Below are 22531 nucleotides of genomic sequence, written 5' to 3' on the forward strand. Positions count from 1 at the left end.
CAGGGCCGCAGCCGGGGCCGGGAGATGCCGGGGGCGGTGCGGGTGCGGGGCCGAGTTCGCCGGAGACCTCGGCGCTGCCCGGGCTGCGCCGGTTGCCGGGCGGTAGCCCGCTGCCGCACACGATCACCTCGACGATCGACCTGAGCGCCCTGCAGCACCGCCTCCGCGTCGAACAGACCGAGGTCATCGCCCGGGTCGAGGATCCCGCGCCCCGCTCGCACCGGCGGCGGCGGCGAGCCGCCCCGGCGGACGTGGAGTCCACCCAGGTGGTCTCCCGCGGGTCGTTGCCCGGCCGGCCGCGTCCCGGCGCCCGGTCCGATCCGTCGGGCACCGGCGCGGCCTACAAGGGCCTCGTCGACGATCCGGACACCGGGCTCATCGATCGGCGTGGCGCGGGGGCGGGCGGCACGGCGCGGCGCCGGGCCGACGTCGGCGGGGTGGCCGACGACCGTGGCCGCCGTGCCGACCGGGCCCGCCGCGTCGACGACGACGATCCTGACGAGGTCGACGATCCCGGGCGGGGGCCCGGCCCCGGCGGGGGCGGCCCCAGCACCCGCTCGAAGGCGATCTGGACCCTCGCCGACCAGGCCATCTCCAGCGCGACGAACGCCGCGATCTCGTTCCTCATCGCGCGCCAGGTCAGCGATGTCGAGTATGGCGCGTTCGGGATCGCCTACACGCTGTTCGCCATTGTGATCGGGTTGTCCCGTGGCGCGACCTGCATGCCGCTGAGCATGCACTACTCGGGCGCGACGCCGTCGTCGTTCCGGTCGGCCGCCTCGGCCACGACCGGCTCGTCGTTCGTCTTCGGCATCGGGATCGGCGTCGGGTTCGTCGGCGTCGGTCTCGCCGTCGGCGGGCCCGTCGGATCGTCACTGACGGCGATGGGCTTCGTGTTGCCCGGCCTGCTCCTGCAGGACGCCTGGCGGTACGTCTTCTTCGCCATGGGGCGGCCGTTCGGCGCGTTCCTCAACGACCTCGTGTGGGCCGCCGTCCAGGTGCTCGGGATCTGGCTGCTCGTCCACCGCGGGGTGACCGAGTCGTCCCCGCTGCTGCTGGCCTGGGGAGCCTCGGCCCTGGTCGCCGCCCTCATCGGCATCGTCCAGGCCGGCTTCTGGCCGTCGCCCGGGGCGACCAGGCGGTGGCTGGCGGAGAACAGGACGGACTCGACGTACCTGGCGGCGGAGTTCATCACGGTCCAGGGCGCCCTGCAGACGTCGATGCTGGCCATCGGGGCGGTCGGGTCGCTGTCGACGATCGGTGCCCTGCAGGGCGCGCGGACGCTGCTCGGTCCGACCACGGTCGTCGGGGTCGGGGTGGTCAGCTTCGCGCTACCCGAGTTCTCCAAGCGGACCTCGATGAACGTGCACGCCCGTGAGCGGGCGGCGTATGCCCTGTCCGGGCTGGTCCTCGCGATCGGCGCCGCCTGGAGCCTGATCTTCTACTTCCTGCCGGAGCGCTATGGCCAGGCCCTGCTGGGCGACACCTGGGACGGGACGAAGGGCATCCTGGGCCTGTCGATCCTGCACTATCTCGCGGCGGCGGTCCCGGTGGGACCGGCCTGCATGGTCTACGCGCTCGGAAAGACCAAGATCACTTTTAGGCTGAACGCGGCCTTCGCCCCGATGCTGCTCGGATTCCCCATCCTCGGGGCGGTTCTCGGCGAGGCCCGCGGCGCGGTGATCGGATTCAACATTGCTTTCTGGGCTATTGCTCCTGTGTGGTTCGTTCTGCTCCGCCGGCTCGGGCGCGAACACGACGCCGAGCAGGCGGCGCTGCGCGCGGCGCAGGGCGAGTCGGGAGCCGCCGTCGATCCGGCGCGCCCGCGCACCGGCGAATCCGGCGGTGGTGGTGGTGCCCGTGGGCGCGAGTCGCGGCGGCCCGGGCCAGGGGAGGGGCGGGGTGGCCGCGCGGGGTGGTCGGACCGGGGGGCGAGGCCGCCCGAGCCGGTGTCGGCCGGGGCGCCGCGCGGCGGCGCCGATCCCGGCCCCGCGGGCGGCTGGTCGCCGGAACGGGGACGATCACGCCAGGACCAACGTTCTTCCGGGGGACGGCGGCAGGCCGGCGGCCGCCCGGCCGCCGGTGCATTCGACGAGGCGGAAATGACCGGCGGGTGGGAGTTGCCCGAAGGTTCGGCGCGGCGTGATAGGTCCAGCGCAAAACGACGGGACGGAAATAACTCGACAAAAGTTCGGAAATCTGACGTCCCGGAAGAGTTACGACGGGAACTTCCGCGGCCGCGCCCGGCCCGCACGGATCGTGACCGTCCATCGCCGCGGGGGAAGTCGGGTGAATCCGAGCGCGGTATCGGGCCGGTGGATGATGTGGACGGTAGGGGTCTCGCCCGGGGAGGTCAGCGCGACGGTCATCGTCGCGCAACCGGCCCGCGGCGTGGCAGACGCGACACCTGAGCGCCATCACGGCGCCAGTCATAGCTATGACCGTTTACTATCCGCTATCGGCTATGCTCACAAATCGGTTCGTCAGATCTAGACCGTGGTCCGGCAATCGGGCCGGATGCTCCTGTGGGGGGCCACTTTGAGTCCGCTTCACGTCCTGCTGGAGGTGTCGGTGCGTCAGCTCGCCGGCCCTCCGATCCGCGTGCGGGCCCGGTCCGCCCGTCCTGAGTCCGAGGCGGGCACGTCATGAGCCGCAACGCACAGGCGGGTGGCGAGACCAGCCGGGCCCCGTCCGCTCCCTCGTTGTTCCGCATCGTCCAGCCACGGCTGCTGATCATCGTCATCGTGGTTGTGATCTTCGCGGCGCTGGCGGCCATCTACTCCAAGGCGCAGTCGGCCAGCTACGCGTCGAGCGCGCGGGTCTTCCTCTCGACCGACTCGGGCACGCTGGGCGCCAACTCGGTCGACGCCACCCGGTTCGTCCAGACCCAGGCGCAGTTCGCCCAGTCCTCGGCAGCGGTGGCGGTGATCGCGAAGGACCTCAAGCTGTCCGAGGCGGACGTGTCGAGCCGGCTGAGCACCTCCCCGTCGGACGAGGGCTACTTCTTCGTCATCAAGGGCAAGGGGCCTTCGCAGGAGGCGGCGAACTCCCTGGTCAAGTCGGCCGAGACGGCCTACAGCACGCTGCTGACGAGCTACGGCGCCAACAGCGAGGCCTCGGTGAACGCGCTGAAGCAGCTGCGTGACCAACTTGTCCAGGAGGGGACCGCGGCGAACCAGGGCACGGATGTAGCCGCGGCCAACGACGCCGGCGTGCGCACCAGCCAGATCAACCAGCTGAACCAGAAGATCGCCGATGCCCGCACTGCGGCTGTGTTGGGCAGCTCCGCGGTCAAGCTGGCCGAGCCGCCGGTCGCCGACGGTCAGGGCGGTCCCAACCTGCTGCGCAACGTCCTCGTCGCGGTGATCGTGGGCCTGCTCGGCTCCATCGCGGCCGTCTGGATCATGTACCAGCGGCGGCCGACGATCCTCGACCCGCACAACCCGTCGGACACCCTCGGCGTCCCGCTCATCGCGGCGCTGGAGCCGGGGCGCACGACGGCGAGCGCGGCCGAGACACTCGTCTCGGCGATGTCGGCGGTGATGTCGCCGACCAGCAAGGTGGTCGCGTTCACCCCGGCGTCGCGCGGGGACCTCGCCGCCGACCTCGTCTCCTCCGTGGCCGCCGCCTGGTCGGACGACCAGGGCGTCGTGCTGATCCTCGACACCTCCCCGTCCTCGGAGGTGCGGGCGTCGCTGGAGGGCCTGCCGAGGGCGACCTCCGGGGAGCTGCCGCGCTGGGCGCACGAGCCGACCTGCCTGGCCCGCTCGTCCGGCACCGGCCGCGGGCACATCCTGTACAACCGGGTCTCGCCGGCCCGGGCCGCGCGCCCCGGTGGCCTCGCGCCGATCCTCGCCGATCGCGCGCCCGTCGTCGACCTGGTCATCCTGGTCACCTCGGCGCTGGCCGAGCTGCCGATGACCGCGGCGTCGGCGATCCAGGCCGACGCGGTCGTGGTCATCACGTCCACCGAGACGCACCTCAAGGAGCTGGAGCAGGTGCCGCGGGACTGGCCGGCGCTCGCCGAGCGCGTCGTCGGCGTCGTCCACGACGGCCGGACCGGCATCCGCCGGGTGACCGGCAACGCCGCCCCGGAGCGTCGCTCCTCGGTTGACACGATCACGTCGAACTCGCCGGTGGGCGGCGAAGGCCCGCCGAGCAAGCGCGGCGGCATGGACCCGGAGGCCACCGACCGCTACGCCCGCCCCGCCCGGTAACCCGCTCCGCCCGGCAGCAGCCCGCTCCGCAGGACGGCTGCCCGGCGGCACTCACCAGAGCGACAACGACGGCCCCGCTCCACGCCAGGAGCGGGGCCGCGCCGGTTGCGGTGCGTTCGGTACGGTTTCGGGGGCCAGGCCGTACAGGTCGCACCGCAGGTGGCCCTGCCCTCGGTGGCCCTGCCCCCGGCGGTGCGGCAGACGCGCAGGTGCAGGCGCGGCGATGGGCCGGCCGCGAGTTTCCGGTCAGATCACCGCGGCTAGCCGACGAGTGCGAGGACGAAGCCGTCCCAGCCCTTGCTGCCCACCGTCTGCAGCGCGGTCGCCGTCAGCCGCGGCTCCGCCCGCACCAGGTCCAGCACGGCCCTGGTCCCCTGGACGTCGGGGTTCGCGCTGCCGGCGTCGAGGACCGCCCCGCGGCGCACCACGTTGTCGATCACGATCGCGCTGCCGGGGCGGGTCAGGCGCAGCGCGGCGGCGAGGTAGCGCGCGTTGTTCTGCTTGTCCGCGTCGATGAACACGAGGTCGAACGGCTCTGGCCGGGCCGCGATCAGCGCGTCGAGCGAGTCGACGGCGGGACCGAGCACGACCTCCGCGACGGCGCCGAGGCCGGCGCGCTCCAGGTTGCCCCGGGCCACCTCGGCGTGACGGGGATCGACCTCCAGGGTGACCACCCGGCCGGTTGGTCCGACGGCCCGCCCGAGCCAGATCGTCGAGTACCCGCCGAGGGTGCCCACCTCCAGCACCCGCCGCCCGGAGACCAGGCGGACGAGCAGGGCCAGGAACGCGCCCTGGTTCGCCGCGACCTCGATGGGCGGCAGCCCGGCCGCGTGGCTCGCGGCCCGCGCCTGCCGCAGCGTGTCGTCCTCGTCGACGAGGGTGTCGACGAGATAGTCGTCGACGGCTCGCCAGCCCTGCACCAGGTCGTCCACCGGTCGGCACCTCCATGGTCGCCAGCTCGGCGCCGAGCGCCCGGCCGGGGCCCGGCGAGGCGGTTCAGATGCCCGCGAAGGACCTGCGCTGCGCGGGGGCCGAGGGGCTCGGCGGCGGTGGTCCGGGATCGTCCGCCAACCGGAGCGACTCCTCCGGCGTGACCGTGAACCAGGCGACGAGCAGTAGGCCCAGACCGGTGACGACCGGGGCCAGCAGGCCGCCGGACAGCACAGTGTAGAAGATCAACACCGACCCGGAGAGTACGAACGACTGCGAGCCGCGGACGAACATCGCCACGATGAAGCTGAGGAACGTCACCGTGCCGAGGACCCCGTACTCGAGGACGAGCTTCGGCACGAGCGCGTAGTTCAGCGGCAGACCGGTACGGCGGAAGAACTCACCCGCGTCGCGGTCGGCGAAGCCCGCGCCGGAGCCGAACGCGACCGTCGCCGGATCGCTGCCGAGCGCGTCCCAGGTGCGCTGGTAGGGCTGGACGAAGCGCAGGCTGCCGCTGGAGGTCGACGAGGACGTCTCCGTCGCCCGGGCCGCGAAGATGCTCGACGCCGGGGTGAAGCTGATGACCAGGGCGATGAGGCCCACACCGACCAGGGCGGTGAACGCGAACTTGGCGCCCTTGTGGACGGCCAGCAGCACGCCCGCGCAGGCCAGCAGCAGCAGACCGGTGCCGGAAACGGTGCTGAGAATCGCCAGCACGAACATGAGCAGCCGCCACCAGCCGCCGTTGCGCAGGACGCAGACCACGATGCCGAAACCGAGGAACTGCGAGCAGAACGACGCCTCCAGACAGACGAAGGCGTTCGACTTGTACAGCGACGATCCGTACTGGACCGGGTAGGAAGTGTTGAAGCCGTGCATCAGGAAGTTCGACGGCACGACGTCCTTGACCACGTCGGTGTACGGAACGCCGACGAGCTGAATCGCAAACTGGAACAGGGCCAGCCCGGCCAGTACCGTGATCATGATGAGGAAACGGTCGAGCAGCCGGGGCAGCAGCGCCCGGGCGTCGGCGGGGCGCAGGCCGAAGACGAACGGGACATACGTCGCCAGCAGCAGCAACAGCGACGTCAGGGACGTGCTGTCCTTCTGCCGCAGGAAGGAGGCGAGAGCCGACAGCGAGCACGCCGTCATCGCCACCAGATAGCCGGTCATCCGGCCCGAGTTCCGGCTCAGGCCGCCGCGCCTGACCATGATCGCTGCGCAGACGTAGGTGATCGGCAGGATCACCTGGACCTGTGAGCCGCCGACGGGGATGGCGATCCGCTGAAAGAAGATCTCGAAGAACAGCAGAACGGTGAGCAGCCGCAACGTCGCGTCGTTGACCGTCCGGCCGCTGCCCGCCTCCTGGGTCGGGATCACCCACGACCGCGGAATCCTGGTCGTGAGGGTGGTGGTTACCACTGGTTTCCCGTCCCCCGTTCTCGGTCGGCGGGCGCGCCGCGGCCGGGTGGGCGGCGGTGAACGCTGCGGACGATAGCCGGGTGGCCCCGCATGGCGGCCCGGTGCGCCGTGCGTGGACGGCACCGTCGGCAAGTCTAACCGGCACCCATCGGACACCTCCCACCGTGGTCTTCGGCCCATTCCCGGGGCGTACGGTCGCCCGTCCGTCACCGCCCGCAGTCGTCCTCGTGGTGTCTTCCGGGAACCTGGCGCCGTCGGGTGAATAATGGCCTGGGCCGCCCGGACGGCCGCGGTCGGAGAAGTTCTCCGGCCTGGGAACTTCTTGGGTGAAGACCCGCGTCCTCGTATCAGTGCGGCGTTATCGTCCGCGGCCGAAGCCTGTTCTCGTACCTGTGCGGCGGGGTCGGTCGTTCATTGCTGTCGCGATGACGTCCGGTCGTTCCGGCGCCTGCGACGATCTGTCCTCAGCGTGGAGGTGTAACGTGCGCTATTCCGGCATCGTGCCGGGAGGGCGTCCGCCCCCGTCCGACCGGTTCGGTCCGCAGCGGGGCGGCACCTCGCCGACCCGCGCCGTCTCGATCAAGGGGGGTGGCGGGCCCGGCCGGCCCGGTGCCGACACCGGCACCATGCCGCTGCCGGGCATCCGGACCTCGGGGTCCGTGGACTCTGGCGCGTCCACGGGCCCCGAGTCGTCCGGCTCGACGATCTGGCCCGATCAGCCCGACGACGCGCCCGCCGGGGTCGACCCGACCGGCGGGGCGGGTGACTCGGGCGGGTCTGGCGGAGCCGGCAACTCGGGTGGAGCCGGCGACTCGGGCGGATCGCGGTGGCGCCTGCCGCCGTCACGACGCGGACGGGCGTTGGCCGTCACCGGCCTGGCGGCGGTCCTCGTGACCGTGCTCGGTGCCGTCGGGCTGGTCGTGCTCGGTGGCGGTGGTGGCAATGGCGATGGCGATGGCCATGGCCATGGCGGTGGCGGATCGACCTCGCCCGCCCCGCCGGCGCGCGGCGTCGCCTGGCCCTCGGGCGCCAACGCCAACCCGCCCCAGGACCTGGCCGAGTGGGAACGTTGGCTCGGCCGCCGGGCCGATGTTGCCGTCGTATTCACCGTCCGTGACAACTGGCAGAAGATCGTCGCCGACGACTGGCCGCTGTCGGGGCTACGCCCGGACGCCTACGCCGGGAAGGTGTCCGTCGCCCAACCGCTGTTTCCGAAGGACGGCAACGAGGCCGCCTGTGCCCGCGGCGACTACGACGCCAACTGGGCGACGTTCGGGCGGACGCTGGTACGCAACGGTCGCGGGGACGCCTACGTCCGGCTCGGCTGGGAGTTCAACGGCGACTGGTTCTGGTGGTACCCGCGCGACACCGCCACCTGGCGGACCTGCTTCCAGCGGGCGGTGACGGCGATCCGCTCGACCTCGCCCGGCGTCCGCATCGACTGGAACATCTCGGCCCACCGGGACTCGATGCCGGGCGGCGACAACATCTGGGCCGCCTATCCCGGCGATGCGTTCGTCGACGTCGTCAGCGTCGACGCCTACGACTCCTACCCGCCGTCGTTCACTCGCGCGACCTTCGACGCCCAGTGCAACCTGGACTCGGGCGCCTGCACGGTCGCCCGGTTCGCGCGCGAGCACGGCAAGAAGTTCGCGGTGCCGGAATGGGGCGTCGTCCGCTCGGCGGGCGGCGGCGCGGACAACCCTTACTACATCCAGAAGATGTACGAGCTGTTCCAGGCGAACCGGGCGAACCTCGCCTACGAGGCGTACTTCACCGCGACCGATGCGGGCAACGTCCAGTCCTCGCTGGTCGATCCCCCGAGCAACCCCCGCGCCGCCCAGCGCTACCGAGCTCTCTTCGGCGCCCCACCGACGCAGCCCACGTCCCGCTGACCGGCCCCGCCCGAGATCATGCGGGCCGGGCCGTGGCGCGTCGGTGGCTCGCTCTGCGAGCTGACCGCCGCGAGCCGCTCGGACGACCGCGGAACGGGCGACGGCTCATACGGTCAGCGGCAGATGCGTGGGAGAGCGCCTCCATGTCTCTTTCACAGGGTTCGTCGTCCGATTTATCCCTGTGGAAGAGACAGCGGGCGCCGCTCCCCCGCCTCCCGCCTCCCGGCGGCGCGGGGCCGCCGCCGGCCGCGCTGGTTAGTAGCTCTTCTTCGCCGGGCGTAGGTGCAGTTCGGTGATCTCGGCGGTGGGTGGGAGCCGAATGAGGTACTCGACGAGGTCGGCGACGTCGTCCGCCTGGATGAGCAGCGCCGGCGCGTACTCTCGGCCCTCTCGGGCGTAGATCGTCTCCTGGCGCGGGGTGGCCGTGCGGCCGAGGTGGATCGTGGCGACCCGGATCCCGTCGGCGTTGATCTCCTGGCGCAGGCTGTCGGCAAAGCCGCGCATGGCGTGCTGGGTCGCGGCGAACTGGCCCGCTCCCGCTCCCGCGCGAATGCCCTGCGTCGAGTTGACGATGACGATGTCGGCGCCGCCGTCGGCCCCCGCGACCCGCAGGGCGGGCAGCAGCCGCTGGGTCAGGGCGTAGGGCGCCCGGACGTTCGCGAGGTACTGCGCGTCCAGGTCGGCCAGCGACGCCGCGTCCACCCGGGCGCTGGCGTAGGCCCCGGCGCTGTGCACCAGGTGGTCGACCCGGCCGTGGCGGGCGGTGACCTCGGCGACGAAGTCGGTGACGGCCACGTCGTCGGTCAGGTCGAGCCGGACCGGCAGCAGCGTGCCCGGCCCGGTCGCCTCCTTGCCGAGGCCGTCGAGGCGGGCCTGGTCGCGGCCGAGGGCGAGCACGGTGGCGCCGTCGGCGGCCAGGCGCAGGGCGGTGGCGCGGCCGATGCCGCTGGACGCGCCCGTCACGACGGCGACGTGCCCGGCGAGCGGAACCGCGTCCGCCGCCGGGCCGCCCGCGGATCCGGCCGTCACGCGCTCGACGCCTGGGAGAACACCAGCACGGCGTCCTCCCGCGGGGGCGCGGTGTCGTAGCTGAGGCAGATGTCCTCGGGAATGCGGGTGAGGTCCGTGCCGCGCAGGTAGTCCCGCATCGTGGTGCCGGTGCACTCGGAGTCGACGTTCGGCGCCCCGACGTGGTTGATGACGTCGTCGAAGTGCACCGTGCGGAAGTCCATGCTGAACCGGGTGCGTCCGGAGTCGTTCGGCACCGAGGAGTGCAACTGCGCCGCGGAGAAGATCAGCATGCCGCCGGACGGCGCGACCACCCGGGTCTGCGGGAAGATCTCCACCTCCTCCTCCGGCTTGGGCTGCTTGCGGGTGTCGGACTTGATGTGCTTCGCCGCGTCCGCCCGGTTCTTGGCGTTCCACTCGTAGTAGTCGTAGTCGCGGGAACCGTTCTTCACGCCCTGGCTGAAGTAGCGCGGGTGGAAGGCCAGGCCGTTCTCCGGGACGATGTCGAAGATCGGCATCCACCAGTTGAGCTGGCAGAACGGCGCCGAGTACCAGGTGTCGCGGTGCGGGTGGAAGGCGTAGGCGATGCCGGAGGTCAGGTAGTCGTCCGACGTCGAGGTACGCAGCCGCGGCACGTCGAAGTAGGTCTTCGCCGGGTCGGCGCCATGCTCGGCGAGGATCGCCGGCAGCAGCTCCTTGCAGGTCGGATGGTGGATGAACCGCGGCTTGAGCTCCGCGAGCAGGGCGGCGTACTCCTCGACGGGCATGTGGTACTGCGCCGTCTCCGGGTCGAGGGCGCCGAACGCCTCCCGGATCAGCGCGCGGCTGAACTCGACGAACTCGCGGGTCGCCGGCCTGGGTGCATAGACGAACAGGTCGCCCTGGTAGAGCTTGGCCCGACGCTCGTCATCGGACAGCGTGGACTCGACCAGTACCGAACTCATCGGATTCCCCCTCGGAACGGACGTGGGTGAGAAGAAGCCGGGCCATGGCGAGTTCGTCCGGCGTCGTGACATGGATGTTGGCGGGTTCGCCCGGTACGACGACGACCAGGCCGCCGGCCTCGGCGACCATCGCCGAGTCCTCCACCGCCTCGCGGGCGCCTGCGTGCACGGAGCGCAGCAGGTCCGCCCGGAAGGCGTGCGGCGTCTGCACCAGCCGATGGGTCTCCCGCGGCAGCGAAGCCCCGGCGACCAGCCTGGAGGAGGGACCGAGCCCGCTCACCGTCGGCCGGATCTCGTCGGCGGCCCGGATCTCGTCGGCGACACGGATCTCTTTGACGACTTCGGTGAGTGGCAGGCCGGGCACGGCGGCGTCGGCCCCGGCCCGGACCTCGTCGACGACGCGCCGGTAGAGGGCGGAGGTGGCCAGCGGGTGAGCGGCGTCGGTGATCACGATGACGCCGGCGTCCGCGGGAACGGCGGCGAGGCCGGCCCGGACCGACTCGGCCCGGGTGGCGCCGCCGGTCACCTGCCGGACGCCGGGCGGGGGCGACCAGCTTCCGGCCGTTCCCGCGGGCACGACCACGACGATGCCGTCGCTGGCCGCGCGGGCCGCCGCGACCGGGTGAGCGAGCAGCGGCTCGCCGCCGAGGTCGAAGAACTGCTTCGGCCCGCCGAAGCGGGTGCCGCCGCCACCCGCGAGCACGATCGTCCAGACCGGTCCCGAGTTGCCGGGCCGCTGCGGCCGCTGCGGCCGTCCGGCACTGCCCGGGCTGGCGGCAAGATCAGCCACCGGTCGGTCCCGCGGAGCCGGCGCTTGCCTCGGCGAGCAGGTCGACGCCGGCCAGCGCGTCCGCGGCCTCGGCGACCGTGTCGAACGGCAGCCCCGCGCGCTCGGCGATGTCGAGCAGGCTGCGGGTGCCGTCGGCGAGGTTGAGCACCCACAGCAGACCCATCTCGATGGCCTGACGGTTCATCGTCGCGCCGATGGCGCGGTACAGGCCGCGCCGGCCCAGCTGCGGCTCGCCGTACGGGGCGGTGTTGCGCCAGGTCCGGTCCCGCTCGCAGATCTCGATCGTGCGCCGCAGGATCGCGAACGAGTCGGCGAGCGACCCGGGCGTGACGAACTCAAGGTCGTCGGCCGAGGTGTGGTACTGCGGGTACTCGCCGTGCTGGCCCCGGCCGAACCGGCCGACAGGCAGGTCGAAGCCGGGCGAGCAGAACTGCCGCTCGTCGTAGCCGTAGGGGGAGAAGTCGACGACCCGGTGCGGCCGCTCGGTCTCGGTCAGCGCCACCGCGGCGGCCCGGTCGACGGCGGCGTCACCCCGGCGACTGCGCTTGTAGGTCGGGTCGCTGCGGTCACCGAGGCCGGTCAGGACCAGGCCGTGCCGGATGCGGCCGACGGTGTCCCTGTTGCGGGCCAGCCAGGTGATCGAGCCGATCGTCCCCGGGATGAACAGCAGCCGGAACGTGTGCCGCCGCGGCCCGGCGGCCAGCGCCCGCGCCAGCAGGGTCGCCGTGGCGATGCCCGAGCAGTTGTCGTTGGCCATCGCCGGGTGGCAGGTGTGCGTGGTGATCAGGAACTCGTCGGACGTCTCGCCCGGCAGCACGATCTCACCGTAGGTCAGCGACCCGTCGGTGAGCGTCGTGTCGATCTCGACCTCGTACTCGCCGTCGGGCAGCGCGCCGAGCTGCCGATCGGTCAGGCAGAAGCCCCAGTTCTCGTTGTAGTACGAGGTCCGGTAGGGCACCCAGTCCGGTCGGTCGGGCATCGAGAACAGATGCGGGCGCAGCTCGTCGAGGGTCATCCGGGCGCGCACCGGCGTGCTGTAACCCAGCAGGTGCAGGGGGTTGTCGGCGGCGTCGACGACGGTCTTGCCGTCGGGGCCGATCAGCCGGGCCGAGCCGACGTTCCACTCCCGGGGGACGGTCCAGTCCAGCGCCGGGGCGCCGCTGGGCACCTCGTGCACGGTGAGCGGCACGTCGGGGCCGAGCGCCCGCGCGACGGTGCGCAGCGTCGTGCGCACGCCCTCGCCGGTGATGCTGCGCATGGGCGGCAACAGGTCGGCAACCAGGTCGTGCAGCCAGTGGCCGGGGTCGGCCGGGAGCGCGGTGCCGTCGCGGTCGCCGGCGTCGCCGACGTGGCCGGAGTGGCCGGCTGTACCGGCCACGCTCGCGGATTCGGTCATCGTCGCGGATCCGTCCGGAATTCTCAGTCGGCCCAGACGCGCCACGGCGCGGACCCGGAGTCCCAGAGCTGGTTGAGCTCGGTCCAGTCCCGGAAGGTGTCCATGCCCATCCAGAACCCGTCGTGGTTGTGCAGGGTGAGCTCGCCGTCGCGGGCGAGCTGCTGCAGCGGGTGGCGCTCCAGCAGCAGCGCCGGGTCGTCATCGAGGTACTTGTCGATGAACTCGCGCTCGAAGACGAAATACCCGCCGCTCACCCAGCCGGTCTGCGGCGGCTTCTCGGCGAACAGCGTGACCGCGTTGCCATCGGTCTCCAGCTCGCCGTAGCGGCTCGACGGACGGACGCCGGTGACGGTGCCGAGGCGGCCGGATTTCACGTGGTCGGACAGCACGGCACCGACGTCGATCGCGCCGACGCCGTCGCCGTAGGTGAGCATGAACCGCGGGCCGGTCAGGTACTGGGCGACCCGGCGCAGGCGGGCGCCGGTGCCGGTGAGCAGGCCGGTCTCCGCGAAGGTGACCTCCCACCTCTCGTCGCCCACCGCGTTGTGGAACTGGGGCGTGTGGTCGTCGGAGAGCGTGAGGGTGAAGTCGGCGACCTGCGCCCGGTAGGCCAGGAAGTAGTTCTTGATCAGGTCGCTCTTGTAGCCGAGGCAGAGCACGAACTTGCGAAAGCCGTAGTGTTCATACGTCTTCATGATGTGCCACAGCACCGGCTTGCCGCCGATGTCCACAAGCGGCTTCGGCAGCTTTTCGCTGGCCTCCCGCAGCCGGGTACCCATCCCGCCGCAGAGGATGACGACCGGGATGTCGGCAGCGTCGGGGATCTCGGTGGTCCTGGCGCTTTCGGTGCTCAAGGCTTGCGTCTCCCGTGCTCATGCCCCGGTCGGGCTCGGTGGGGCGGATGGCCGCTGATGGCATGGTCCTCGCTGGACCGCGGTGCATTCCGGGTGACCCGTAACGGCCTGCTGCCACTCGCCGACCGATGCCGGGGCCGACGGGGACAGCCGCCGGTCGTTCCCGGTGCGCGGGATGGCACGCTCCCGCGCGTGAGGACGTCGCTCGCTCGCCCGCGCTCATGGCGCGCGCGGGCGCGTGATCCCCCTCTGCCACTTCTCGGTTCTGCCACTTCTCGGTGGATACCGGCGACGGACCGCCTTCATCGGCGCCCCCCGGCACTGCCGTCGCAACGGTACCGCACGGTCCTCTGCCTGCTGGGGGAGTCCCTCCAAGCCGGTGCAGACCCGCGCGACGACGCCGCCCTACGGGCAAGCCCGACAGCCGGGTCATGCCGGGGCGTAGCCTTCCCTGCGCGCATGGCGTCGCGTCGTCACGCCCTGCCCGCACGTGATCTCCGCGACGGGTGGCGCCGCCCCCGCGAGATTCCCGCCACGCCGCCGCCGGGCGCACCGCGCGCTGCCCCCGCGAACGCCGTTTCCCCCGGAGCGCGGCCGGGACTCGTTTCCGCTGGTCAGGCCGCTCGCCGGCGTCATTCACCGCGCCGCTCGCCCGCCGGCCGGCAGGCCCGTGACCGCCTCGACGGCCGGCGGGCGCGGCCGGGGGAGACGGCACCCCGCGGCCCACCTTCGTGGCGAATGAGCGGTCAAGAGTGCCAGATCTTCGCAGGACCGGCAACTCGCCCGGTCGGCACCGCGTCCTGACTGGTGGATCCCGCGATGACGCGGGCGTCCGGCCTGCCGGCGGTCGCCGGCTGCCGGCTGCTTCCCACAGAGCGGAAGGGGTTTGGTGCCGATGCGGATGATCGTTGCTGTCCGTGATAGGCCGAGGCCGCCGACATCGCTCTTCGCGCGTTGTTGTTACGGTTCGTCCGTCACTACTGGATTGGTGAAAGAGCCTCGGCTCGTGGCGTTGCCGGTGCCGACGGATCCCCTGGCAGGTCGGCCGGGCGGAGGAATTCTCACCCCGGGTGAGAGTTGCGCGCCGGCTACGCCGAGATGTTTCGATGGGGCACAGAGCACGATCTGGGGTGATGCGGGTGCGTGGGCGCTCCTGGTCGGATGAGCCTCCGGCCGGCGACCGGGAGCGGATCGCGCCGCCGTCCGCCGAGTTCGACGAGGACGGCGGGCAGCGCGGACCCCGGGTCGACCGGCTGCGTGCCACCGACCCTCACCGTGCCACCGATCCTCACCGTGCCACCGACCCTCACCGCGCCGGCCGCGACGACTCCGCCGGCGGGGCTCAGCCGCCCGACGGGGACGCCGGCGGCGCTCGCGTGGACCACCGGCCGGGCGCCGGCCGTTCCGGGCGCCGGCGCCGGACGCCGCCGGTGGTGCTCCTCCCTCCGTCCATGACCGTTCCCGCGAGGGGGGCGAGGACGGCCGGCGACGGTGACCGGTCTGCGGGCGGTGCGGATCGACCCGCCGAACCTCGGCTGCCCGGCACCCGCCCACCCGGCTCCCGGTTGCCCGGAGCCCGGCCACCCGACCTCCGCCTGCCCGGCTCCCGTCCGCCCGATGCCGGGTCCGTCGACTCCCGTACCGACCCCGGGTCCGTCGACTCCCGTCCGGGCGACCCGTGGTCCGTCGACTCCCGTCCGGGCGACCCGTGGTCCGTGGACTCCCGTCCGGGCGACCCGTGGTCCGTGGACTCCCGTCCGGTCGGCTCGTCGGCCAACGCGGGGTCGCCCGGCACCGGGCTGTCGGTGGGTCCGCCGGCGGCCCCGCGGGTTGGCGCCCCTGCTGCCGCGCCGATCGGTGCGCCGACCGATCCGCCGATGAGGCCACCGGTCGGCCCGCCCCTCGATGCGCCGACCAATCCGCTCACCGAGCGGGCCGTCCTGGTGAACGGTCGGCCTCCGGCCGGGCGGCCGGTGAACCCCGCCGCCCCGCCCGACTGGGACGAGGGCACGGCGCTGTTCCAGATCCGCCGGACCGGTGCGCGCGGCGATGACCCCGGGTGGCCGGGCGACAATCGGGCGGACCCGCCCTCGTCCCCGCCGGATCATGCGCCCCCGACCCCGCCGCTGCGGACGCCACCCCACGCCGTGCGCCCGGCGGACGAGACGGGCGCCCTGCGCTGGTCCGAGACCGCTCCCCCGCCACGCGACGGTCGTCGCCGCGACGCCGTGGACCGCGACGATCGTCGCTCCGGGAGGCGGGACGACCATGGGCCCGCCCAGGGGACTGCGCGCACCGGCGCCTGGTCTGCCGCCCGCGACGCCTGGCTGGCCGATGATCCTCGCAGCGGCGGCCGGTGGGCGCCGTCACAACCGTCCGGTCCCGCCTTCGGTGCCCCTGCTGCCGGCGGCCCCGCGGCCGCCCGCGGCCCCGGCGGGGACGGCTCGCGCCCTCGGACGGACCCGGCCGGAAGCGGTCCCGGGGGCCGGCAGGCCGAGGGCTGGGCCCCCCGGACCGGCCTGGCTCGGGGCGGCTCGGATCGGACCGGAAGCGATCGAGGCGGATCGGGCCGGCCTGCGTCGGACCGGCTTGCGTCGGACCGGCTTGCGTCGGAGCGGGCGGCGTCGGATCGGGCGGCGCCGAGTCGAGCAGCGCCGGACCGAGCAGCGCCGGACCGAGCAGCGCCGGACCGGGCTGCGTCCGACCGGGGTGCGTCCGACCGGGGTGCGTCCGACCGGGGTGCGTCCGACCGGGTTCGGGCGGACCGGGGATCGGATCGCGGGGCGCCGGATCGGGGGGTACCGGATCGGGTCGCGTTGGATCGGGTCGGGCCGGGTCGAATCGCGCCGGAGCGGATTCGGGCAGGCCGGTCGGGTTCGGTCGTAGCCGGATCTGGTCGTTCCGGCTCGGGTCAGGCCGGCTCGGGTCAGGCCGGCTCGGGTCGGGGCGCGGCAGAGAAGCGCGGATCGGGGCGGGGCGGCCGGGCCGCCTGGACCGACGACGAGGTCTGGTCCGACGAGGTCGGCTCGGCGCGTGTGTCCGAGGCCGCCAAGGCCGACAAGGCCGCCAGAGTCGGCGCCCGCCATACCGGCCGGTCTGACGACCGCGCGGCGCCGGCCTCCGGGCGGCGCGCCCGGGCGGCGTCGTGGATCACCGCCCACTGGGGCGGGAACGCCAGCCGCCTCCCGCACCTGCCCGTCATCGCGGTCTCGGTCGCGGCGGTGCTGACCCTGGTCGCCGTGACAGCGCTGCTGATGGTGCCCTCCGGCAGCGACGGGGGATCGGATCCCATCGCCACCACCGCGGGGCAGGGCGCGTCGCCGACCGGTCGGCCGGGCACAGCGGCCCGGCCCACCCAGAGCGGGGTGCCGGCGGCCGCCGTCCCGCAGGTCGAGCGGGCCGCGACCACCGGGCTGTTCCCGACCGGCGTCGCCGCGCACACCCTGGCCCAGGCGAATGCCTGGGCGAGGTTCCGCGGCCGGCCCAACGACGTCGTCGTGATGTACACCGATCGGTCGAGTTGGAGCGACGTCACGAACCCGTGGATGGGGCGAAGCGCGTCGACCTTCTCCGGGTACGCCGGCACCTGGGTGATCACTCAGCCGCTCTTCCCCGACTCGGGGCCGGAGAAGGGCAACCTCGCCGACTGCGCGGCGGGCAACTACGACGCCGACTGGCGGCAGTTCGGGCGCTGGCTGGTGAACATGGGTCGGGGCGACTCGTTCGTCCGGCTGGGCTGGGAGTTCAACGGCCTGTGGTTCGCCTGGTCGGCGACGGATCCACAGCAGTGGATCCAGTGCTTCCGCAACGCCTCGTCGGCGATCAGGGCGACCAGCCCGAAGGTTCGCATCGACTGGAACCTCAACGCCCACGGGTCGACCACGCCGGTCGGCGCGTTCGACCTGTACCCCGGCGACCAGTACGTCGACGTCATCGGCATCGACAGCTACGACCAGTACCCGCCCAGCCCCACCTACGCCGACTTCGACAACCAGTGCAACGGTGACGCGGGGCTCTGCCAGGTCATCACCTTCGCGCGGACCCACCACAAGCTGTTCTCGGTGCCCGAGTGGGGAGTGGTCAGCCAGCAGGGCACGAAGGCCGGGCGGGGCGGCGCCGCCGGCGGGGACAATCCCGCCTACATGGAGAAGATGTACGAGACGTTCTCGCGCAACGCCGACATCCTCGCCTACGAGGCGTACTTCCCCGACGCGGAGGAGGGCAACGTCCGCTCCTCGCTGCTGAATCCCGATCTCAATCCGGCCTCGGCGGCCGTCTACCAGCGGCTCTGGGGCTGAGGCTCCGCCGTGGCGCCCCGCGTGTCCCCGCGTGTCCCCTCGTGGTCGCGCGGGGCGCCGAGCCGGCGGCGGGTCACCCTGCGTCGCCGCCGGTGCGCTCCGCATCGTCGTGTAGCCCGCCGACGAAGGACTCCGCCACGCTCACCTGCTCCCGCAGCGTCGAAAGTTTCTCCTCGGCGAGTAGCACCCAGGTGCCAAGCCGCTCCTGCAACGCGGCGCGGGTGTCCGCGGCCAGGCCGGGCGTGGCCAGCTCGTCGCGCAGGATCAGCAGGGAGCGCATCTCCTCCAGGGTGAAGCCCAGCGGCTTCATCTTCCTGATGAGCAGCAGCCGCTCGATCGCGTCCACGTCGTAGAGGCGGAACCCACCGACGGTCCGCCCCACCGGCATGAGCAGGCCCGCTTCTTCGTAGTAGCGGACTGTTCGCAGGGAGAGGCCGACCCGCTCGGCGACGTCTCCGATCTGGTAGACGTCGCCGCGGGCAGCGTCCGATCTCGAAACGTTGCGACGCATGCTGGACAACTCGACCCTAACGTCAGCGTAGGTATCGGGCGGCCGGACTGGACGCCAGGCAGTCGACTGTACGTCGACCCGCCGGCCGGGCGCGCTCGCCCTACCGGCCCGTCCGACGCCCACCCGGCCGCCGGCGGCGGACGTCGGCGCAGGTCCGCGGCGGTGCGGGGGTGTAACTGCGGGTACAGGTGCGGGTGCGCGGGCGGGTGCCGGGGCAGGGGTACGCATCCTGCTGTGCGGGTGGGTGCGTGTGCGCGGGTGCGGGCGGGTTGCGGGGACGGGATCCTGTCGCGGTGCGCGGTCGGCGCGGCGGTGGGGCGGGCATCGGTGTCGTAGGCTGGTCATATCGTCTGTGCCGACGGGGTCGGGCCGGTGTCGGCCGACCGTCCGGGTCATCTCCGGGGGCGGGTCGGGCGGCGGGCCGGCCCCTCGGTCGAGCGGGTCCGGGCCGTGGTGGGCCCCGTCGCGCCAGGTCGTCGTGTTCCGCGGCGGCGGTTTCGTGCCGCGGCGTCTGCTCCATGCCTGTTCCGTTCCGCTCGTTTCCGAGAGGCACACCGGACGCAACCATGACTCTCGCGCCGCTGCTCGACGCATTGATCGCCCGGCCGGGCGGCGATCCCGCCCTGGGGCGGGCGATCGGCGCCGCGGGCGAACCCGCGCTCGACCTCGCCGGTCCGGCCGCCCTGCGGCCCTTCGCCGCCGCCGCCCTCGCCGCCGCCCACGGAGCCGGGCGCCCCGTCCTCGCCATGGTGGCCACCGGCCGCGAGGCCGAGGACCTGGCCGCGGCGCTGGCCGGCCTGCTCGGTCCCGACGTGGTGGCCGTCTTCCCGAGCTGGGAGACGCTGCCTCACGAGCGGCTGTCACCCCGGGCGGACACGGTGGGTCAGCGCCTGGCCGTGCTGCGTCGGCTGGCCCATCCGGCGAGCACCGGCCGGCCGCCGCTGCGGGTCGTCGTCGCGCCGGTTCGCTCCGTGCTCCAGCCCCAGGTCGCCGGGCTCGGCGAGCTCGCCCCGGTCAGCCTCGCGGCGGGCGACACCGCCGATCTCGACGACGTGGTCGCCCGGCTGGTGGACATGGCCTACCACCGGGTGGACCTGGTGGAGCGGCGCGGCGAGATCGCCGTGCGCGGCGGGATCCTCGACGTCTTCCCGCCGACCGAGGAGCACCCGTTGCGGGTCGAGTTCTTCGGCGACGAGGTGGAGGACATCCGCCGGTTCGCCGTCGCCGACCAGCGGGCGCTGCCGGATGGTGACTCCGGGCCGGCCGGCGCCGGCGGGCGTGGGCTGTTCGCGCCGCCGTGCCGCGAGCTGCTGCTCACCGCGGACGTCCGCGGCCGGGCCGCCGAGCTCGCGACCCGCTACCCCCAGCTCGTGGACATGCTCGACAAGATCGCGGGCGGCATTCCCGTGGAGGGCATGGAGGCGCTGGCCCCGGTCCTCGTCGACGGGATGTCGCTGCTGCTCGACGAGCTGCCCGCCGGCACCCACGTCCTGGTCTGCGACCCGGAGCGGGTCCGCTCGCGGGCCAGCGAGCTGGTGCGCACGAGCCAGGAGTTCCTGGAGGCGTCCTGGAGCGTCGCCGCGCTCGGCGGCGGCGCGCCGATCGACCTCGGCGCCGCGGCCTACCGCTCCATCGCGGAGGTCCGCGAGCGCGCCGGTGCGCTCGGGCTGCCCTGGTGGTCGGTCACCCCCTTCACCTCGGCCCCGACCGGCGCCGAGGCCGCGGGCCCCGACCTGGCCGACGCGGTGGCGGGTGTGGCCGGCGGGCTCGTCGTCGAGGGTGACGACACGGTGGTCGCGAGCCTGCGGCCGGCGCCGCTCTACCACGGTGACACCGCCGCCGTCATCGCCGACGTCAAGGGCTGGCTGGCCGAGTCGTGGCGCGTGCTGCTCGTGACCGAGGGGCACGGCCCGGCCCAGCGCCTGGTGGAGATGCTGCGGGAGGCCGACCTCGGCGCCCGCTACGCCGAGGACGCCGAGCTCGCCGCCGGGGTCGCCGTGGTAACCCGCGGGCAGCTCGTCACCGGCTTCACCAGCGACACGCTGCGCCTGGCGGTTCTCACCGAGAGCGACATCGCCGGCGCTCGTGGGGTCACCACCAAGGACATGCGCAGGATGCCCAGCCGTCGGCGCAAGGGCATCGACCCGCTCGCCCTGGTCCCCGGCGACATGGTCGTCCACGACGCGCACGGCGTCGGTCGCTACGTCGAGATGGTGACCCGCACCGTCGCCGGCGCGAAGCGCGAGTACCTGCTGCTGGAGTACGCCCGGGGCGACCGGCTCTACGTCCCCACCGACCAGCTCGAACAGATCACCCGCTACGTCGGCGGCGACGCGCCGAGCCTGGACCGCATCGGCGGTGCCGACTGGGCCAAGCGCAAGAGCCGGGCCCGCAAGGCGGTCAAGGAGATCGCCGGGGAGCTGATCCGGCTCTACAGCGCGCGGATGGCCGCCCCCGGGCACGCCTTCGCCCCGGACAACCCGTGGCAGCGCGAGCTGGAGGACGCCTTCCCCTTCCGCGAGACCCCCGACCAGTTGGCCGCGATCGACGAGGTCAAGGCCGACATGGAGAAGCCCGTCCCGATGGACCGGGTGATCTGCGGCGACGTCGGCTACGGCAAGACGGAGATCGCCGTGCGGGCGGCGTTCAAGGCCGTCCAGGACGGCAAACAGGTCGCCGTGCTGGTCCCGACGACGCTGCTGGTCCAGCAGCACTTCCAGACGTTCTCCGAGCGGTACGCGGCGTTCCCCGTCATCGTGAAGGCGATGAGCCGGTTCAACTCGGCCGGCGAGCAGAAGGCGGTCCAGGAGGGCCTCGCCGACGGCACCGTCGACGTCGTCATCGGCACGCACCGGCTGCTGTCGGGGGAGAACCGGTTCAAGGATCTGGGGCTCGTGATCGTCGACGAGGAGCAGCGCTTCGGCGTCGAGCACAAGGAGCAGCTCAAGAAGATGCGCACGGCGGTGGACGTGCTCACGATGAGCGCCACCCCGATCCCGCGCACCCTGGAGATGTCGATCACCGGCATCCGGGAGCTGTCGACCATCGACACCCCGCCGGAGGAGCGCCACCCGGTGCTGACCTCCGTCGCTCCCTACGACACCCGGCAGGTCGCGGCCGCGATCCGCCGGGAGCTGCTGCGGGAGGGGCAGGTCTTCTTCATCCACAACCGGGTGGAGTCGATCGACCGGGCCGCCGCCCGGCTGCGCGAGCTGGTCCCCGAGGCGCGGATCGCCACCGCGCACGGCCAGATGAACGAGGACGCCCTCGAACAGGTGATGGTCTCCTTCTGGGAGAAGAAGTTCGACGTCCTGGTCTGCACGACGATCGTCGAGTCGGGGCTGGACATCTCCAACGCCAACACCCTCGTCGTCGAGCGGGCCGACGTGTTCGGCCTGTCCCAGCTCCACCAGTTGCGCGGCCGGGTCGGCCGGGGCCGTGACCGCGCGTACGCGTACTTCCTGTACCCGCCGGACAAGCCGCTGACGGAGACCGCCCACGACCGGCTCGCCACCATCGCCCAGCACAACGACCTCGGTGCCGGCATGGCCGTGGCCATGAAGGACCTGGAGATCCGCGGCGCCGGCAACCTGCTCGGCGGGGAGCAGTCGGGGCACATCGCCTCGGTCGGCTTCGACATGTACGTGCGGATGGTCGGCGAGGCGGTCGCCGAGTACCGCCAGGACAAGGTCGAGGAGCCACCCGAGGTCAAGGTCGAGCTCCCCGTCGACGCGAGCCTGCCGCACGACTACGTGCCCAGCGAGCGGCTGCGCCTGGACGCCTACCGCCGCCTCGCCGGCGCCGTCACCGACGCCGACATCGACGAGGTGCGCGGGGAGCTGGTGGACCGGTTCGGCCCGGTGCCCGAGCCGGTGGAGAACCTGCTCGCCGTCGCCGGCCTGCGGGTGCTCGCGCGCCGCTTCGGCGTCACCGAGATCACCGCCGCCGGCCGGCAGATCCGCTTCGCGCCGCTGGAGCTGCGGGAGAGCCAGACCCTGCGGCTGACCCGCCTCTACAAGGGCGCGGTGGTGAAGCCCGCGGTGCGGATCGTGCTGGTGCCGGCCCCGACGGAGACCGGCCGCATCGGCTCCCGGCCGCTGCGGGACCAGACGCTGCTCGCGTGGGCCGGCCAGCTCCTGACCGCCGTCGCCGGCGATTCGGTCGCCGCGGCGGCCGCTGGCTGAGTGGCGGCCGGGGCGGCGAATTCGGCGGTGTCGGGCGGGTGAGGTGTGCTTCGCCACACGCGAGCGGATAGCGTCTGGAGTC

13 protein-coding genes are annotated in these 22531 nt (G+C 73.0%); 5 read left to right on the forward strand and 8 right to left on the reverse strand.

Annotation, left to right across the window (positions count from 1 at the left end):
- Positions 1-92: 92 nt before the first annotated feature.
- Positions 93-2411 carry a hypothetical protein gene (locus AC5R91_RS22760; RefSeq protein WP_495393347.1) on the forward strand — a complete coding sequence of 773 codons (2319 nt, stop codon included), beginning with the start codon at positions 93-95 and terminating at the stop codon, positions 2409-2411.
- 234 nt (positions 2412-2645) lie between these two features.
- The gene (locus AC5R91_RS22765; RefSeq protein ID WP_495393348.1) at positions 2646-4217 is read left to right on the forward strand and encodes a Wzz/FepE/Etk N-terminal domain-containing protein; all 1572 of its coding nucleotides are present in this window, start codon (positions 2646-2648) and stop codon (positions 4215-4217) included.
- Positions 4218-4477: 260 nt separating this feature from the next.
- Here AC5R91_RS22765 and AC5R91_RS22770 read toward each other — a convergent pair whose 3' ends face one another.
- Together AC5R91_RS22770 and AC5R91_RS22775 are read right to left on the reverse strand one after the other, a co-directional pair.
- Entirely contained in the window at positions 4478-5149 is a 672-nt protein-coding gene (locus tag AC5R91_RS22770; RefSeq protein WP_495393349.1) for an O-methyltransferase, read from the reverse strand.
- Positions 5150-5213: 64 nt separating this feature from the next.
- Positions 5214-6569, reverse strand: a complete 1356-nt coding sequence (locus tag AC5R91_RS22775; RefSeq protein WP_495393350.1) for a hypothetical protein — start codon at positions 6567-6569, stop codon at positions 5214-5216.
- Positions 6570-7051: 482 nt separating this feature from the next.
- Here AC5R91_RS22775 and AC5R91_RS22780 point away from each other — a divergent pair, with 482 nt between their 5' ends.
- A complete protein-coding gene (locus tag AC5R91_RS22780; RefSeq protein WP_495393351.1) occupies positions 7052-8464 on the forward strand; it encodes a glycoside hydrolase family 26 protein in 1413 nt (470 codons plus the stop codon).
- A 255-nt stretch (positions 8465-8719) separates the two neighbouring features.
- Here AC5R91_RS22780 and AC5R91_RS22785 read toward each other — a convergent pair whose 3' ends face one another.
- Genes AC5R91_RS22785 through AC5R91_RS22805 form a run of 5 tightly spaced genes read right to left on the reverse strand, consistent with a single transcriptional unit; the run spans position 8720 to position 13456 of the window.
- Complete coding sequence (locus AC5R91_RS22785; RefSeq protein WP_495393352.1) at positions 8720-9493, reverse strand: SDR family oxidoreductase; 774 nt, start codon at positions 9491-9493, stop codon at positions 8720-8722.
- Positions 9490-10416 (reverse strand): phytanoyl-CoA dioxygenase family protein, encoded by a 927-nt coding sequence (locus tag AC5R91_RS22790; protein ID WP_495393353.1) that lies wholly within the window; start codon positions 10414-10416, stop codon positions 9490-9492. The genes AC5R91_RS22785 and AC5R91_RS22790 overlap by 4 nt, the downstream gene beginning before the upstream one ends.
- Entirely contained in the window at positions 10379-11206 is an 828-nt protein-coding gene (locus tag AC5R91_RS22795) for an IspD/TarI family cytidylyltransferase (protein WP_495393354.1), read from the reverse strand. Before AC5R91_RS22795 ends, AC5R91_RS22790 begins: the two co-directional genes overlap by 38 nt.
- The gene (locus AC5R91_RS22800; RefSeq protein ID WP_495393355.1) at positions 11199-12602 is read right to left on the reverse strand and encodes a DUF4910 domain-containing protein; all 1404 of its coding nucleotides are present in this window, start codon (positions 12600-12602) and stop codon (positions 11199-11201) included. The genes AC5R91_RS22795 and AC5R91_RS22800 overlap by 8 nt, the downstream gene beginning before the upstream one ends.
- Before the next feature lie 23 nt (positions 12603-12625).
- Positions 12626-13456, reverse strand: a complete 831-nt coding sequence (locus tag AC5R91_RS22805; protein ID WP_495393356.1) for a sugar phosphate nucleotidyltransferase — start codon at positions 13454-13456, stop codon at positions 12626-12628.
- Between the two features lie 3035 nt (positions 13457-16491).
- Between AC5R91_RS22805 and AC5R91_RS22810 the strand changes: the two genes are divergently transcribed.
- Positions 16492-17754: a glycoside hydrolase family 26 protein gene (locus tag AC5R91_RS22810; RefSeq protein WP_495393357.1), complete on the forward strand. Its 1263-nt coding sequence runs from the start codon at positions 16492-16494 to the stop codon at positions 17752-17754.
- Positions 17755-17827: 73 nt separating this feature from the next.
- Here the strand turns inward: AC5R91_RS22810 and AC5R91_RS22815 are convergent, their stop codons facing one another.
- Entirely contained in the window at positions 17828-18265 is a 438-nt protein-coding gene (locus AC5R91_RS22815; RefSeq protein WP_495393358.1) for a MerR family transcriptional regulator, read from the reverse strand.
- Between the two features lie 566 nt (positions 18266-18831).
- Here AC5R91_RS22815 and mfd point away from each other — a divergent pair.
- Positions 18832-22449: a transcription-repair coupling factor gene (gene mfd, locus AC5R91_RS22820; protein ID WP_495393359.1), complete on the forward strand. Its 3618-nt coding sequence runs from the start codon at positions 18832-18834 to the stop codon at positions 22447-22449.
- Positions 22450-22531 lie beyond the last annotated feature (82 nt).

The sequence above is a fragment of the Frankia sp. BMG5.60 genome (assembly GCF_059428125.1).

Bases quoted from the DNA above. Each gene is read 5' to 3' on its own strand.
- AC5R91_RS22765 (WP_495393348.1), top strand. From the start codon at position 2,646: ATGAGCCGCAACGCACAGGCGGGTGGCGAGACCAGCCGGGCCCCGTCC.
- AC5R91_RS22790 (WP_495393353.1), bottom strand. From the start codon at position 10,416: ATGAGTTCGGTACTGGTCGAGTCCACGCTGTCCGATGACGAGCGTCGG.
- AC5R91_RS22800 (WP_495393355.1), bottom strand. From the start codon at position 12,602: ATGACCGAATCCGCGAGCGTGGCCGGTACAGCCGGCCACTCCGGCCAC.
- AC5R91_RS22815 (WP_495393358.1), bottom strand. From the start codon at position 18,265: ATGCGTCGCAACGTTTCGAGATCGGACGCTGCCCGCGGCGACGTCTAC.
- mfd (WP_495393359.1), top strand. From the start codon at position 18,832: ATGACTCTCGCGCCGCTGCTCGACGCATTGATCGCCCGGCCGGGCGGC.